This is a genomic window from Nonomuraea sp. NPDC048901 (genome assembly GCF_040649695.1).
Lineage (GTDB): Bacteria > Actinomycetota > Actinomycetes > Streptosporangiales > Streptosporangiaceae > Nonomuraea.
Map to the genome: position 1 here is coordinate 1 of NZ_JBEZFW010000047.1, position 14,057 is coordinate 14,057.

A 14,057-nucleotide genomic window follows, 5' to 3' on the forward strand; every position below is an offset into this window, starting at 1 on the left:
CCGCCACGCGGTCGCCGTCGATACCCCGAACCCGGCGCCGAGCTCGGTGAACGTCTCACCCTTGCGCAGGTAGACCAGCACCAGCAGCGCCTGTTTCCCGGGGTTGAGCAGCCGCCAGGCCGACCCGATCGCCTTACGGTGCCGGCGGATCATCCCGGCGACGTAGTTCAGCGTCCGAGGCGACAAATCGACGGCGGCACGATAGAAAAGCATCCGAGGCCCCTGGTTGTGACGGATCTGGTTGTGGTGATCAATCCATCTACCAGGGGTTTCTTGCGTCGTCAGGCGAACGCCTAGTTCGCGATCATGCCGTGACCAGCGGACCGCTGCTTCGGGGATGAAAATGCCTCACTGCGGTGATGACCTACCTGTCGCTCAAGGTTTATGTCCGATCCTTCGTCATACTGACGATCACGGTGCTCCTGGGGGCGGTCATCTTCAGGATTGACTGGCAGACCCGCTACATCGACAGTCAGTTCTGGCTGCACCGGGATGAGTTCGCCGCTCTTGTGGCGGAGAACGAGAGCGGCCGAGCACTCACGGTGCCATGGTGGATGGAGTACCTGTCGATAGATGGCCAGGTACGGCAGCAAGGAGAAGTTCTCTACCTTCCGGTGTTCGAAGACTCCTGGCGTGCGGAGAGCGGCAGCGGGATCGCCTATCTACCGGCCCCACCGACCTCCAAGACAATCATCCAGACCGCTGCCGGTGATATCGGCAGCCCCGTACGAGACCTGGGCAACGGCTGGTGGTGGGTGGAGTAGATCAGACGCGGCAGTACGCTGCGATAGCGGCGTTGTGGATCTTGTCGCGTGACCATCGCGTACCGTTGAGGTGCAGGAGGTTCGGCTGCGAACCTGACGGATCAGTTCGGCCGGGCCGTGCCGGTCGAGGTCGTCGGAGAGTTTCCGTGCCAGATCCATGCCCAGAACAGGCGGGGAACCGCGGTCACTTACGGGGACTCACGGTCACTCGACCCGCTCTGACCTGCACCCCTGTTTTCCCAGTTCAGGGCAGCAAGGTCAGTAGATGATTCCCAAGCTGGCAGCGCGGGTTCGATTCCCGTCGCCCGCTCTCACTGTGAAAACCCAGGTAGAGCGAGGGATTCGGGACCTGGGCTTTGATGGTTCCTGATGTTATTGATCTCTGCGGTTCATGATCACCCTGTCGGAACCAGCAGGACGGGGTATCACTCAAACCTTGATGACAGTGACGCGTGTACCGCACAGTGCGGCGAGGTCCTCGGGGTCGGAGGTGAGGACCGTGACGGGGCCTGGGGCAGCGAGGGCGGTGGCGCTGAGCATGGCATCGATGGCGTACTTGTGCCCGTGCAGGCCGGCGTCGGACAAGAGTGTGGCCGCGTGGCGGGCGATTGGTTCGGTGACCGGCTCGATGACGAGGCGGGACAGCGTCCACTCCAGAGCCGGCCGGTTGACGCGAGGGTGGACCACCTCGACGAGGATGGCGGCAGAGGTGATGACGCGGAAGTCGTCAGCACGGGCGAGAGCAAGCCATGCGGTGACCGTACGATCGCGCAGGACGGCCTTGGCCAGTCCTTCGCTGTCGAGGACAAGGGTGCCGCCGGGAGCAGCGGGAGAACGGGTCACGCGGCCGCCCCACCGCTGGCCTGTCCTCGCCGGGCCTGGTGGAGTTGGTCGCGCAGCGCCTGGACCTCCTCGTCGGTGATGGGGCCGTGCTCGGCCTCGGCGACTTGGATGAGTTCGCTGAGGTTGTCGCGCTCGATCTGACGGGCGACGGCGGCGGCGACGTAGGCGGACAGACCGGAAGGGCCGCTCCGGGATCGGGCTGCCTCGGCGATGTCACGCGGCATGGTGATCGAATACTTGCCAGTAGGCTCGCTCATGCCCTCTATCCTACCTCTCATCCTCCCGAGATCGCCGGCGGTGAGTTGTGCATTGACCAGAGCTGATCGATCTCCTGCGTCCCCTCGCAGCGTCCGCCAGACGTGCCCGCTGCGTGCCCGTTCGGACAGGGATCAACGGGAAGTCGCGGGAACGCACAGTCACTTGACCGGCATCGGTTCAGGTCAGCGTTTCTCCTGGTCAGATGCCGTGCTCTTGGAAGACTTCCCAGCTGACAGCGCGGGTTCGATTCCCGTCACCCGCTCCACAGAAACTCAGCCGGACCCCTGGTGCTTGCCGGTTGCCTTAATCTTCCTCACCCCTCTTCATGTCGCTGCGGTATCGCGGTCGCTAGCGCAGATGTGAGCTGGCAGTATCGAGATGGAGGGGAGACACCATGGATTTCGATCGGATCACTGTCGAGCTCGACAAGCTTGAAGGCAAGCCGACCATCCGAGGGCTGCGCATCACCGTGGAGACGGTGGTACGGCTCGTCGCGGCCGGATGAACCTTCGATGAGATCTTGTCGGACTACCCCGACCTCGAACGTGAGGACATCAAGCAGGGGTTGGAGTACGCAGCGGCCTCCACGAATGTCCACTTCTACCGCCTCCGAGAGCCGGCGTGAACTTCCTGATCGATGAGACCTCTCACCGCGCGTCGCTGAACTGCTGACGAAAGCCGGTCACGATGCGGTGCACGTGCGCGACCTCCAAGCAACGAGTGCGCCGGACTCCACGATCATGGCCCTTGCCATGGCGGACAGCCGGGTCATCGTCTCGGCGGATACGGACTTCGGCGCGCTTTTGGCTCAGGCCCGTACGACCAAGCCCTCGGTCATGCTCGTACGGGAGATCCTTGAGCTTCGACCGCCAGAGCTGGTGAATATCATCCTTAACCACCTTGACGTCCTCGAACCTCACCTGTTGACGGGTGCGATCGTGGCCTTCGCCCCCGCGGGCATCAGGGTGCGAGCGCTTCCGCTCCGTTGAACAGAGAGCACCTGACCGTCGTGTGAGTCGGCGAAGATCTCGGCGACCAGAGCAGTCAGCAGCCTCCGGCGTTGCCTGGTGGCCGAGGCTGGCCGACCGAGCCATTCGTAATAGCCCGAGCGGGACACACCCAACCAGGCGCACATCCGGGCGATCGCGTGATGGGCCTTCTTCGCGTCGATCAGCTCGTACTTGGCGAGCGTCATCGACTGTCGGCCGCGAAGAAGGCGGCCTTAGATTCAAACGATCAACCTCTCGCGCAGTTCGGCGTTCTCCCGCTCCAACTCCCGGATTCTGGCCCGGTCCGGCCCGGAGAGCGGCTGCTGCTCGTCCTGAGCGTGCGTGATCCGATGCCGGTTCACCCAGCTGCCCAGGGTGCTGGCGTTGATCCCGAACTCGCGCGCCACCGACGCGACCGTCCGCTCGCCCTCCAGCACCATGCGGACGGCTTCTTCCTTGAACTCCGGCGAGAACTGCCTACGACGCCTCGTCACGTACCTACCTCTTCCAGACTTCTGTCAGCTTATGTAGCCGACTGTCCGGAATCTGCTGGGCACCTCACCCGGACCTCAATGTCCACTTACGATCAAGTCCATGCAGCCTCTCTCCGCGCGCGCCGGTAAGACCGAGTCCTTTGACGCGCCGCGTGGTCTGAAGCCGCCAGGGCGACGAGGAGCAAGCCGTATCGTTGCAGGCACTGTGATCTTCGCTGCAGGGGTCTTCATCGTGTATGTCCACCGTCCAGAGGGCGGCATGGCTGACCTACTCGTACCGCCGTCCATCGTCGTGTTGGGTGTCATCCTCATCGTCAATGGCCTGCTTGCACGCATTCGCCAGGCACTTGAACTCCAGGACCGCCCTACGCAAAGCAAGAACAAATAAGCCTTCGGCGGGGCCTCGGCTCCGGGATGATCGCCAACCACAGGGATCCGGTTCGTTCGTGGTTGCAGTGGAAGCCTGCTCATCCCGTCCGCCATCGACCTGGGACAAGCCGAGCGGGCCAGGGCCACGAGGCCAAGGTCGTTCCTTCAGCCTGGGTGACACCGGCGGCCTGACGGATCTCGGCGAGCTGAAATCCGCGGACGTACGCTTCGCGGCACTTTGTTGCCCGTTATGTCTTATGCCACCAGGGCCGCTGCCCCGAGCGCGTGCCCGACAGCCGCTTCGTTGAACGCACGGATCGCCGCGGTCTCCGCCGCCTTCACCCAAGCCAGGCCGAGGATCGAGGGAGGCAACCCCGCGACGGGAACGAAGCGGACGTCCGGGCGCCCGTGGTGAGCCGCCGTCGGAGTGCAGAACAACATGCCGCCCCGGTTGAGCGCCACCTGGGTCAGGCCCTCCTGGCTGGTGGCCACCGTACCGGCCAGGGGAATGGGCCGGCCGGAAGGAGTTACGGACGGTGTCACACGCTCGCGCCATGCGCGCGGAGCCGGGCCGTCCAGGCCGATCAGGGACAGGTCGGCCAGCTCTTCCGCGCCGATACTTGCACGGGCGGCCAACGGGTGGCGCGAGGAGAGGCCGAGCTGGTACGAGACCCGGTTCAGCCCTTCGCTCGTAGCCAGATCGGGCTCGTCCACCGGGAGCAGCGTGAACGCGATGTCCACCTGCCCGACCCGCAACTTGCCAAAAGGGTCGGAGAGCGGGATCTCCACCAACTCGACCTCGCACCCCGGGTACTGGCGCTCGAAGGCGCGCACGCTGCCGATGACGACGTCTGTGGGGGTGGCGAAAAAGCCGAGCCTGATCACGCCTGTCACCTCGCGGGCGGCCGCCTTGGCCCGGCTGACCGCGTTCGCGAGGCCGTCGTAGGAGGGGCGTAGATCAGCCAGGAAACGTTCGCCCAGGGGCGTGAGGCGCACGCGCCTGCTGGTCCGGTGGAAGAGCCGGCCGCCGAGCCTGGTCTCCAGCGAGCGCATGAGCTGGCTCACCCGGCCAGGTGACAGGTAGAGGCGCTCGGCCGTACGCGCGAAGTGCAGCTCCTCACTGAGCACGACGAAGCACTCCAGCTCCCTGAATTCCATCCCATCTCCATCTGATCGCTTAGTCCACCTAAACCAAGCCTTCGACTCCCGCCATTGTTCCCACTGGTGACCGGCAGAAAGCTGGCATGCATGACCATGACTGATGTTTCTGCCGACACCCGGGCGCGCTGGCTCGCCGTGTTTTCGGTCGCGGTGGGCACCTTCACCATCGTGACCAGCGAGATGCTGCCCGTTGGCCTGCTGACCTCGATCGCCGCCACCCTCGGCGTCTCCGACGGGACGGCCGGGCTGATGATGTCGGCGCCCGGACTGGTCGCCGCCGTCTCCGCGCCCGTGCTGGCGATCACCACCCGACGGCTCGACCGGCGCGTCACGCTACTGGGGCTGATGGCACTGCTGGCGGTTGCCAATCTCGCGGGCGCGTTCGCGCCGAACTACCCCGTCATGCTGGCCGCCCGGGTGCTGACCGGGGTAAGCATCGGCGGGTTCTGGGCCTTCGCGGCCGGACTCGGCCTGCGACTGGTGCCCGAAGGGTCCGTCGGGCGAGCCACGTCGATCATCTTGGCCGGGGTTTCGGTGGCGTCGGTACTGGGGGTGCCCTTGGCGACGTTCATCTCGTCGTTCGCGGGGTGGCGGACCGCGTTCATCGCCATGGGGGTGCTGGCCCTGGCCCTACTCGCGCTGCTGGCTACCACCCTGCCGCCCCTCCCCGGCGATCCCCGAGCCCGAGCGTCCGAGTCGTTGCCCCACGAGGCCCAGGCTCGCGCGTCGGAGGGGCGGCTCGTGTGGCTCTCCGGCCCGCTCAAGATCGTCCTTGTCCTGACCGTCTTGATCGTGTCCGGCCACTTCGCGGCCTACACGTACGTCCGGCCGTTCCTGGAGCAGGTCTCGCACGCCGGTCCCGCCCTCGTCAGCGCCGCCCTCCTCATGTACGGCGCCGCGGGCGTGGCCGGCAACTTCGCGGCTGGCGCATGGGCGGCCAGGAACCCCAAGCCGGTCCTGGTCACGCTGGCCGTGCTCATGGCACTCTCCACGGCGGCGCTGCCCCTGATCGGCCTGCCCCTGATCGTGCTCGTGGTGTGGGGCCTGGGCTACGGCGGCGTAGGAGTGACCCTGCAGCTCTGGATCATGCGGTCGGGCGGCGGCGAAATGGGCACGGCGCTCTTCGTCGGCGCCTTCAACGTCTCCATCGCGCTCGGCTCATTCGTCGGCGGCCGGGTCGTGGACGGAGTGTCGATATCCGCGGTGATGTGGGTGGGAGCGACGCTCGCCGTGGTCAGCGCGGCCGCCGCTGGCATCTCGGGCAGGGGTAGGACGACCGCTTCATGAAAGGAACGCGCGTGATCGGGGTGCCGCAGCGGGTCGTGCCCGCCGATCAGGTACAGCACGACGATCGCCATGTTGTGGCCGGGTGGGTAGCCAGTCCAGCCGGTGGGCATCCGGCTTCGGAGGGGCGACGTGCGGGCTGACGCAGCGCATGATGATTGCCATTACGCGGCGGGCCTCGAGCACTCAAAGCTAGCGACCTTCGGCGGAGTGACAGCCGCACCCTCGATACGGCGTTCACTGTCGGCGCGGCTCTTACGCAACCACCGCCGGCCCTTCGCGCGGCAGGCCCGGCACCTCTGAGTCCGAGTGAGCATGCCGAGATCTTGGCCCCCGTAGCGTTCGCCAGGCGTGCCCGCTGCGTGCCCGTTCGGACGGCGATCAACGGGGAGTCGTGGGAACTCACGGTCGCTCGGCCGGCATCGGCCCAGGTCAGCACTTTCCCTGTTCAGCTTCTGCGATCTTGGAGGAGTTCCCAAGCTGACAGCGCGGGTTCGATTCCCGTCACCCGGCCGGAGAGCCATCCGCTTTCTGCAGAAGTTTTCAACGGCGTGTCACCTCTGCCTTCGCTTAAAGTCCCCGTTGTATGTCCGCACCGGGAATCAAGATCATTGTTCGGCGCTGGACGGGCGCCGCGGAGGGGAAGAGGGGCCAGGACTTGCCACCGTAAGACAAAGCGTCTTACGGTGGCCGCATGGCCGACACCATCACCATCCGCAGCGACCCGGAGACTGAGCACGCCCTGGATATTCTCACCCATGACGGCAGCTCACGCTCGGCGGCTATCCGCCAAGCCGTGCTGGAAGCCGCCCTTCGTAAGGAGCGCGCTGCCGCTATGCGGCGCGCTGTCCTGCGTATGCCGCTCGGCGAACCGGACGGCATCGACATTGCCGCGGAGATCGCCCACAGCCGCGAGGACGAACGCTGATGATCTATCTCGACTCGGCCGCCGTCGTGAAACTCGCCCACGCCGAAGCCGAGTCGCAGGCATTGCGCGACTGGCTTGACGAACGGGCAGAGACCGGATGGACGAGTTCGGTTTTGCTGGAGATCGAGTCATCACGGGCCCTGGCACGCTACGCCCCAGAAGCCGTCACCCGACTTCACCTGGTCCTCGACTTGATCGACCTGGTGGAACTGGACGCCGGCATTCGCATCCTGGCCCAGACCGTGAAACCGGTGACCGTACGGAGCCTGGACGCTATCCACCTGGCAACTGCTCTCCGCATCCGCTCCCGGCTCACTTCATTCGTGACGTATGACAAACGACTGGCCGATGCCGCCCAGGCAGGCGGACTGACCGTCGACATGCCTGCCTGAGGCGTCTCTTCACCGCCGGGATCTTCTGACAGGGCGCCTGGCCGCGGACACCTGAGACGTCGCGCGAGCAAAGCGGCGCTGACAGCCCGGCTGCTCCGGATCCCACCTCGGACGTGCTCCCTACGACGTATCTCGGGAGCCGCCATCGACCCGGGCCAAGCGGAGCGGAGCCGAGGACGGAGCCGGTGCCAGCCAGAAAGCGCCGGCCTCACGGATGTTCGGTTCAGCCGCGATCGACCTGGCTTGGGTAGCGGCAGGCAAGATCGACGCCAACATCATGCTGAGCAACAATCCGTGGGACACCGCCGCGGGTGTCGTCATCGCTCGTGAGGCCGGGGTCGCCGTGGTCGATATCGATGGCAGCCCGCACAGCATGACCGCCCACGCGACCATCGCCGCAAGCCCGAAGCTCGTAGCGGATCTCGTCGAACTCATCGCCGAGGCACGCAAGGCCGCGAGATACAACAAGCGCACGGCCGAATAGTCCTTGTTGGTATTAAGCGGCGCCGCGCCGCCGTACGCCCCGCCCCAGCGTCCTCGTGCCGCGCTGTGGCCTGGGGACCGGTCGCGGTACGGGCGCCGCGCGGGGCATCGCCGTAGCCGCACCATGCCGTACCGAGCCGCCGCGCTGACCATCGTCACGCCGCCGCCAGTGCCACGCGGTCTTGCTCAGCTCGGCCGGTGGATCATTACAGCCGCTTGAGGCTGAGGGGCGTAGAAACCCTCCACCAGCGCAATCTCATCCGACGAGCAGCACCACAAAAACTTGACCTCTGCGTTCCGCTTGAGCAGATCCACCGTGCAGGCTACGGCCGACACGGTCCGCACCGGAGACGAGCCGACCCACACATCGATGCCCTCGCCATCCCCGCCTTGGGTCCCCGACAAGAAGCCATAATCCAGCGGGTAGATGAAGCTCGACACCTTGGGATGCGGCGTGCCCGCAGGACGATCAATCACAATCTCGGCGTCACCCACGAGGGAGTCAGCCTGCTCCCATAGAGAAAGCCGCGCCCATGCGTCAAAGTCTGGCATGGGCAGACCATAGCCTCCGGCGGGGGCGCTCCGGCTCCGGGATGCTCGCCGCGCGGACCCGGAAACCGCTGAGGTGGAAGCCTGATCATCCCGCCCACCATCGACCTGGGACAAACCGAGGAGACAGGGCCCTGGGCACCAGATCGTTCGTCCGGGGGCGCTCCATCTGGTAGCCGTGGCCCTGGCCCGCTTCCTCCTCGGGCGGGTCGACGGCAGATGGGATGATCAGGCCGGCAGGGAGCGCGCGTTGCGCGAGAAACACCAGGTGACGGGCTGATCACCAGGCCATTAGCGGGCCATTAAGAGCCTGCTGACAAAGGGGTTTGGTCGCTGAGAGGCTCCACGTACCGGCGCGGCGGAGTTGCGCCTTGAGGTTAACGCCGAGGAAACACCACCCTCGTTAGAACTTGTGGCTCGACAGCCGAGTATTCGGACCCGGAAGAGGGAGACTTCATGATTCTGCGTCGAGCGACGCTCACTGGCGCAGCTTCGCTGGCGTGCGCGGCGCTGGTCTTGAGTGCGGCCCCGCGCGCCACCGCCTCGACAGCTGCCGCCCACATCAAGGTCGGGGACGTGCAGAAGGCGATGGAAAGCCTGGTGAAGACGGGACATGTGGTGGGCGCCATCGGGGAGGTGTACGTGGACGGCAAGCGGGTCGGGAAGGGATCGGCCGGGTCCCGCCTGCTCGACGGCAAGGGCGGCGCGATCCCGGCGAGCGCCCGCTACTGGATCGGCTCGCAGACCAAGACCATGACCGCCATCGCGGTCCTGCAACTGGTCAAGGAAGGCAAGCTGAGCCTGGACGGCAAGCTCAGCGAGGTTCTGCCGGAAGTGGTGAAAAAGGACCTGGTGGAGCGGGCCGAGGAGATCACGGTACGCGATCTGATCCAGCTGACCTCGGGCATCCCCGACTACATCGGCCCGGACACCTCCGACCCCACGCGTGACTATCGCCCGATCGACCTGCTGGCGGCCTCCCGCAAGAGGTCCCGGCCCGTGGAGACCGGGACCTTCAACTACTCCAACACCAACTACATCCTGCTCGGCATGATCATCGAGAAACTGTCCCGAAGGTCGCTGGCGGCCGAACTCGACCGCCGGCTCTTCGCCCCGCTCGGCATGCGCGACACCTACCTGCCCACGAAGGCGGGCGAAGGCGTCAAGGGCCCGCACGGGCACGGCTACGCCCCGGACGAAACGGGCACGATGCGCGATGTCGACAAGACGATGAACGCCACCAGCATGCTCGGCGCCGGCGGTGTGATCTCCACCGCGCGCGAGATGAGCGCCTTCCAGCGCGCCTTCCGCCAGGGCAAGCTGTTGCCGGCGTCCCTGAGCAAGGTGATCACCGACCCGCCTCCCGGCCAGCCGGCGCCGCCTGCGGGCGGCCCGTGCTCCGGCGCCCCCGAGTTCGCCGCCGGGGGCGGAGGCAGCGCTCCCGGCTTCACCGCCGCGACGATCACCTCCTCCGACGGCCGCCTGCAGTTCGCCGTGTCGCTGACTTTGGCCATGGACGACGACGAGCGCGGCACCGTGCCGCCGCGCATCACCAACGCCCTCAAATCGCTGTTCTGCCCTGCGAGGTGAGCACTCCAGCCGCACATGGCGAGCGTGAGCGGCGTGATCGCCAAGTGCGGCTGGAGGTTCGCGAACCTGTGCGCGGCGCCCGGCACATGCCGGGCCATGACTCTGTGACGCCGGATGACCAAGTGGCGTCTTCGCGCGAGTCAGCGAACGAAGCGACTCCGAGATCCGTGGTGATCTGCGAAACGATTGGCTCAGCCAGCGAGGACATGGCGGCGCCGGTTGAGTGAAACGCAGCTGACGGCCGCCCCGATGACCGCACTCTTGTACGCCACTCAGCCGCGCGGCCCTCGGGCCGATATCACCGACGGTCCCTCGCCGACGGCACGACGGATCATCACGTGACCCGCCCGCGCACATTGTTGACCCTTGTTCGTCCATTCGAAGGAGTTGTCGTCGTTGAAGTACACGTCCCTTGCCGCCGTAAGCACGGCAGCCCTGATGCTGGCCACTGCCTCGCCCGCAACCGCCCGCGCCACCGCGATCGGCGACGTCCAGCAGGCCATGGAGAACCTGGCCAAGACGCCCGGCGTCGTGGGCGCGATCGGCGGCGCCTACGTAGACGGCAAGGCCGCCGGCCGCGGCAGCGCGGGGTCGCGGCTGCTCAACGGCAGGGGCGGCACGATCCCGGCGGACTCCCGCTTCCGCATCGGCTCGCAATCCAAGACGATGGTGGCCACCGTGCTCCTCCAACTCGTCGAGGCGGGCAGTCTCAGCCTGGACGACAAACTCGCCGACCTACTGCCCGAGGTGGCCGCCGACGGGCTGGTGGAACGAGCCGGTGAGATCACCGTCCAGCAACTGCTCCAGCACACCTCCGGCATCCCCGACTGGTTCCACCAGAGCGGCTCGACCGAACCGGCGTTCGACGTCTTCGACTTCACCACCTACTACCGGCCCATCGACATCGTGAAGATGACGCGGGGCAGGCCGCGCACCGGGGAGCCGGGCGAGATGTATACCTACTCCAACACCAACTACACCCTCATAGGCATGATCATCGAGAAGGCGACCGGGCACACCCTGGCCCGCGAACTCGACCGGCGTCTCTTCCGCCCGCTCGGCATGACCAAGACCTACCAGACAACCCAGCCCCCGGAGGGCATCAAGGGCCCGCACGGGCACGGCTACTACCCCGACTCCACCGGCACCCTGCGCGACGTGCACCGCTTCAACGCCAGCTGGGGCAACGGCGCCGGCGGCGTCGTCTCGACCACGCATGACCTCGGCACCTTCCGGCGGGCCTTCAACCAGGGCAAGCTGCTGCCGCCGTTGCTGCAGGAGGTCCTCACCGGTGGCAGCGCACAGCAGGGCACAGGCATGTGCGGAGGCAAGCTGAAAGGCCAGATGCTCGGCGGCTCGGCGCCCGGCCTCTCCACACTGACCTTCGCCTCGACCGACGGCCGGCAGCAGTTCGCCATCTCCGTCACGCGGAGCACCGCCGACGATAACGCCATCGCCCCCGCGATGATCAAAACCGTCGAAGCCGTCCTCTGCCCGGCGGCGTGAAGTCCTACCCTACGGTTTGCAGCCCTACTCGGCACGTCCGGTCTGGTGGGCGTCGCGCAGCACCGACGCCAACTCGTCGGCCAGGTCTGGGAAGCCGCCCGCAGCGCCCGCATCCCGCTCCTGGTAGCTGAGGTGTTGTCTACGCATCTCGGCGGCCAGGAGCCCGTGGTTGTCTGTTTACACGTTCACGTCCGTGGGCGCCAGCGGTTGTGCTTCACCGGGGTGCCAATGTCGTGGCCGAAAGCCGTCCTATCCGTCGGATCTGACCGATGCAGAGTGGGCGGTGCTGGAAGGCGAGGCGCGGGCGGTGATGGCCGAGCTGGTCGCGACCACGGGCAGGCCGATGGTCCATGACCTGCGGGCGGTGCTGGACGCGATCAACTACGTGATCAGGTACGGGATCGAGTGGCGGGCCCTGCCGGTCGACTTACCCCCACACGAGGCGGTGTACGCCTTCTTCCTACGCTGGTCCCGGCGTGGCCTGCCCGAACGGCTCGCCGGGCGGTTACGCGGCCGTCTGCAGGTCATAGCCGAACGCGACGAGTTGCCGACGGCCGCGTGCATCGACTCCCAGACGGTCAAGGCGGGCCGAGACCGTCGGGGCAGCGGCCTGCGGTTTTGGCGGGGCCAAGAAGCTGAAGGGGCAGAAGCGGCATATCGCGGTGGACACGCTCGGGCTGCTGTTGTGCGTGGTCGTCACCGCCGCGTCGGTTCAAGACCGTGACGGCGCGCACCCGTTGCTGGCCCGGCTGCGGGAGAAGTTCTCCACCATTGCGCTGGTGTGGGCGGACGGCGGTTACGCCGGACGCCTGCTCGCCTGGGCACGCGACGTGCTCCACTTGACCGTCACGATCGTCAAGCGCTCTGATGACCTGCGCGGTTTCGTCGTGTTGCCGCGTAGGTGGGTGGCAGAACGAACATTCGCCTGGCTGACTCGTTGCCGCCGGCTGGTGCGGATCTACGAGCGCAAGCCCGAACACCACGAAGCCATGATCTGGTGGGCCACCGTGCATCAGATGACCCGTCGCCTGACCCGCGAACTGGCAGGCCAACCGCCTCATGGCCGCTGGAGCGAGCCGCCGCCGCTTCCGGAGCTGTCCAGTCCCGACCGGCGCGGCAAGGTTTTGGAACTCCTGGCAGCCCAGCCGTGGCGGGCCTGGAGAGGGGCTGAGCTGGCCGCCGTCCTCGGGATCGAGAACGTCGACAGCTTCCGCGTCCAGCTGTCCCAGTGGTCCCACCAGGGTTACATCAACAAGATCGGACCAGCCCTCTATGGCCCCATGCCCACGAGCACTTAAGACTTCGTCAGCAGGCTCTAAGCTTTGTTTTTAACCTCTGAAACGGGCGTTCGGCCTGCTTAAGGTCGTGACAGGCCGTCTGATGGACGTCACAGGCATCTACGGCGCGTCTTGGCGTGTCTACGCATTTCGCTGCTACCGACCGTTATCGCCGCAGGTCAAAGCTGCATGTGGTCGCTCGGTTCAAGAGCTCGGTCGTCAAAGACGTCGTCCTGCACGGCAAACCGAGGGCCACCGTCTCACCGTGGATCTGACGGATCTCGGAAGGCGGTGGCCCAATGCTCAGGATGGCACGGCGGTCTGATCGACCGCAGGAGTTGACACTTGCACCTGCTCTGCCCGGCGTGGCAGCGCGTGTCTCATCGCGCCCGGCAAATGAAGATCGCTTTCGCGCCTCGATCCGGCGGGCGCTGGCGCTGGGCTGGCTGACCGCGTTCCGCCGACGGCTGTACGAAGCTCTGACCAGCCGGGCCGATGCGCTGTTTGAACTGATTGACGCCATCGTGTGCGCCGATCAGCCGGTAACGTCGCTGGTGCAGCTGTCGCTGGAGCCGGAGTTCCGCCGTGGCCATGGCGCGCTGTACGACGCGCTGGCCGCCGGAAACATCAACGCCGACGCTCTGACTGATCTCCTCGTGGAGTTCCTGCCGGTGGCCGGCCCGCCCCGCCGACCACGGCCGGGCCGCGACGAAATCGCCGTTGAGGAAAGGGCCGATCAAGATAGCGAACTGCTGGCGTTGGCCGACGCGCTTGCGGTGCTGCCGGCCGATCAGGCGCGGGCCACGACCGAGGCGTGCCTGCCACGCGGGATCCGGCCGCGGTTCGCCATCGACGGGACGCCGTATCCACGCCCCGACGCCGAGTGCTCGCCCGACCGCGGGCATGTCTATCACGACGCCTGCCGGTGTGACGGCACCCGCAAGACCATCCCCGGCTGGGAGTATCAGTTCGTCGCCGCGCTCGGCGAGCTGCGCTCGGCGTGGACCGCGCCGGTGGACGTGGCCCGCACCACCCACTCCACCCGCTTGGCGGTCACCACCGACCAGGTCCGCGCCCTGATCGGCCGTCTGGAGGCCACCGGGCAGGCCGGAGGCGGCCTTCCCATCCCCGTCATCGTGCTGGACGCCGGCTACCCGGCCACCGCCCTGA

The 14,057-nt window shown here is 66.6% G+C and carries 18 protein-coding genes and 4 pseudogenes; 13 read left to right on the top strand and 9 right to left on the bottom strand.

Annotated elements, in window-relative coordinates:
• Positions 1-213 (bottom strand): transposase family protein (locus tag AB0C30_RS59365; protein WP_357962461.1); only part of this gene is annotated, 213 nt, incomplete at its 3' end.
• A gap of 146 nt (positions 214-359) precedes the next feature.
• Here AB0C30_RS59365 and AB0C30_RS59370 point away from each other — a divergent pair.
• On the top strand, positions 360-764 hold the full coding sequence (locus AB0C30_RS59370; RefSeq protein ID WP_357962464.1) for a hypothetical protein: 405 nt from the start codon (positions 360-362) through the stop codon (positions 762-764).
• 429 nt (positions 765-1,193) lie between these two features.
• On the opposite strand, the gene AB0C30_RS59375 is transcribed toward AB0C30_RS59370, so the two are convergent.
• Both AB0C30_RS59375 and AB0C30_RS59380 read right to left on the bottom strand, forming a co-directional pair.
• A complete protein-coding gene (locus AB0C30_RS59375) occupies positions 1,194-1,607 on the bottom strand; it encodes a PIN domain-containing protein (protein ID WP_357962467.1) in 414 nt (137 codons plus the stop codon).
• A complete protein-coding gene (locus AB0C30_RS59380; RefSeq protein WP_357962468.1) occupies positions 1,604-1,864 on the bottom strand; it encodes a CopG family transcriptional regulator in 261 nt (86 codons plus the stop codon). The genes AB0C30_RS59375 and AB0C30_RS59380 overlap by 4 nt, the downstream gene beginning before the upstream one ends.
• Positions 1,865-2,259: 395 nt before the next feature.
• Here AB0C30_RS59380 and AB0C30_RS59385 point away from each other — a divergent pair.
• Positions 2,260-2,490 (top strand): annotated as a pseudogene (locus AB0C30_RS59385) (DUF433 domain-containing protein).
• A 73-nt stretch (positions 2,491-2,563) separates the two neighbouring features.
• Complete coding sequence (locus tag AB0C30_RS59390; RefSeq protein WP_357962471.1) at positions 2,564-2,854, top strand: DUF5615 family PIN-like protein; 291 nt, start codon at positions 2,564-2,566, stop codon at positions 2,852-2,854.
• Here the strand turns inward: AB0C30_RS59390 and AB0C30_RS59395 are convergent.
• Both AB0C30_RS59395 and AB0C30_RS59400 read right to left on the bottom strand, forming a co-directional pair.
• Positions 2,782-3,060, bottom strand: a complete 279-nt coding sequence (locus tag AB0C30_RS59395; RefSeq protein ID WP_357962508.1) for a hypothetical protein — start codon at positions 3,058-3,060, stop codon at positions 2,782-2,784. The genes AB0C30_RS59390 and AB0C30_RS59395 overlap by 73 nt on opposite strands.
• A gap of 33 nt (positions 3,061-3,093) precedes the next feature.
• Positions 3,094-3,348, bottom strand: coding sequence for a transposase (locus AB0C30_RS59400; RefSeq protein ID WP_357962474.1), 255 nt, complete (start codon positions 3,346-3,348; stop codon positions 3,094-3,096).
• A 100-nt stretch (positions 3,349-3,448) separates the two neighbouring features.
• On the opposite strand from AB0C30_RS59400, the gene AB0C30_RS59405 reads away from it, so the two are divergent.
• Positions 3,449-3,736 (top strand): hypothetical protein, encoded by a 288-nt coding sequence (locus tag AB0C30_RS59405; RefSeq protein ID WP_357962476.1) that lies wholly within the window; start codon positions 3,449-3,451, stop codon positions 3,734-3,736.
• 236 nt (positions 3,737-3,972) lie between these two features.
• Here AB0C30_RS59405 and AB0C30_RS59410 read toward each other — a convergent pair whose 3' ends face one another.
• Positions 3,973-4,875, bottom strand: a complete 903-nt coding sequence (locus AB0C30_RS59410) for a LysR family transcriptional regulator (RefSeq protein WP_357962479.1) — start codon at positions 4,873-4,875, stop codon at positions 3,973-3,975.
• 96 nt (positions 4,876-4,971) lie between these two features.
• Here AB0C30_RS59410 and AB0C30_RS59415 point away from each other — a divergent pair.
• Positions 4,972-5,991, top strand: a pseudogene (locus AB0C30_RS59415) (MFS transporter); the annotation flags it as partial.
• Positions 5,992-6,112: 121 nt separating this feature from the next.
• Here the strand turns inward: AB0C30_RS59415 and AB0C30_RS59420 are convergent.
• Positions 6,113-6,196 (bottom strand): annotated as a pseudogene (locus tag AB0C30_RS59420) (zinc finger domain-containing protein); the annotation flags it as partial.
• A 660-nt stretch (positions 6,197-6,856) separates the two neighbouring features.
• On the opposite strand from AB0C30_RS59420, the gene AB0C30_RS59425 reads away from it, so the two are divergent.
• The 3 genes and pseudogenes from AB0C30_RS59425 to AB0C30_RS59435 all read left to right on the top strand — a co-directional run.
• The gene (locus AB0C30_RS59425) at positions 6,857-7,090 is read left to right on the top strand and encodes a hypothetical protein (protein ID WP_357962482.1); all 234 of its coding nucleotides are present in this window, start codon (positions 6,857-6,859) and stop codon (positions 7,088-7,090) included.
• Positions 7,090-7,482: a type II toxin-antitoxin system VapC family toxin gene (locus tag AB0C30_RS59430; RefSeq protein ID WP_357962486.1), complete on the top strand. Its 393-nt coding sequence runs from the start codon at positions 7,090-7,092 to the stop codon at positions 7,480-7,482. Before AB0C30_RS59425 ends, AB0C30_RS59430 begins: the two co-directional genes overlap by 1 nt.
• A gap of 157 nt (positions 7,483-7,639) precedes the next feature.
• Positions 7,640-7,966 (top strand): annotated as a pseudogene (locus tag AB0C30_RS59435) (inositol monophosphatase family protein); the annotation flags it as partial.
• A 185-nt stretch (positions 7,967-8,151) separates the two neighbouring features.
• Here the strand turns inward: AB0C30_RS59435 and AB0C30_RS59440 are convergent.
• Positions 8,152-8,517 carry an Inorganic pyrophosphatase gene (locus AB0C30_RS59440; protein ID WP_357962489.1) on the bottom strand — a complete coding sequence of 122 codons (366 nt, stop codon included), beginning with the start codon at positions 8,515-8,517 and terminating at the stop codon, positions 8,152-8,154.
• 453 nt (positions 8,518-8,970) lie between these two features.
• On the opposite strand from AB0C30_RS59440, the gene AB0C30_RS59445 reads away from it, so the two are divergent.
• Together AB0C30_RS59445 and AB0C30_RS59450 are read left to right on the top strand one after the other, a co-directional pair.
• Complete coding sequence (locus AB0C30_RS59445; protein ID WP_357962492.1) at positions 8,971-10,104, top strand: serine hydrolase domain-containing protein; 1,134 nt, start codon at positions 8,971-8,973, stop codon at positions 10,102-10,104.
• Positions 10,105-10,500: 396 nt separating this feature from the next.
• Positions 10,501-11,610: a serine hydrolase domain-containing protein gene (locus AB0C30_RS59450; protein WP_357962495.1), complete on the top strand. Its 1,110-nt coding sequence runs from the start codon at positions 10,501-10,503 to the stop codon at positions 11,608-11,610.
• A gap of 24 nt (positions 11,611-11,634) precedes the next feature.
• Here the strand turns inward: AB0C30_RS59450 and AB0C30_RS59455 are convergent, their stop codons facing one another.
• A complete protein-coding gene (locus tag AB0C30_RS59455; protein WP_357962497.1) occupies positions 11,635-11,757 on the bottom strand; it encodes a hypothetical protein in 123 nt (40 codons plus the stop codon).
• 46 nt (positions 11,758-11,803) lie between these two features.
• Between AB0C30_RS59455 and AB0C30_RS59460 the strand changes: the two genes are divergently transcribed.
• The 3 genes from AB0C30_RS59460 to AB0C30_RS59470 form a co-directional block, all read left to right on the top strand.
• A complete protein-coding gene (locus tag AB0C30_RS59460) occupies positions 11,804-12,334 on the top strand; it encodes a transposase (RefSeq protein WP_357962506.1) in 531 nt (176 codons plus the stop codon).
• Entirely contained in the window at positions 12,273-12,908 is a 636-nt protein-coding gene (locus AB0C30_RS59465; protein WP_357962500.1) for a transposase, read from the top strand. The genes AB0C30_RS59460 and AB0C30_RS59465 overlap by 62 nt, the downstream gene beginning before the upstream one ends.
• 344 nt (positions 12,909-13,252) lie before the next feature.
• Positions 13,253-14,057: transposase (locus AB0C30_RS59470; RefSeq protein WP_357962503.1), on the top strand; the 805-nt coding region annotated here is incomplete at its 3' end.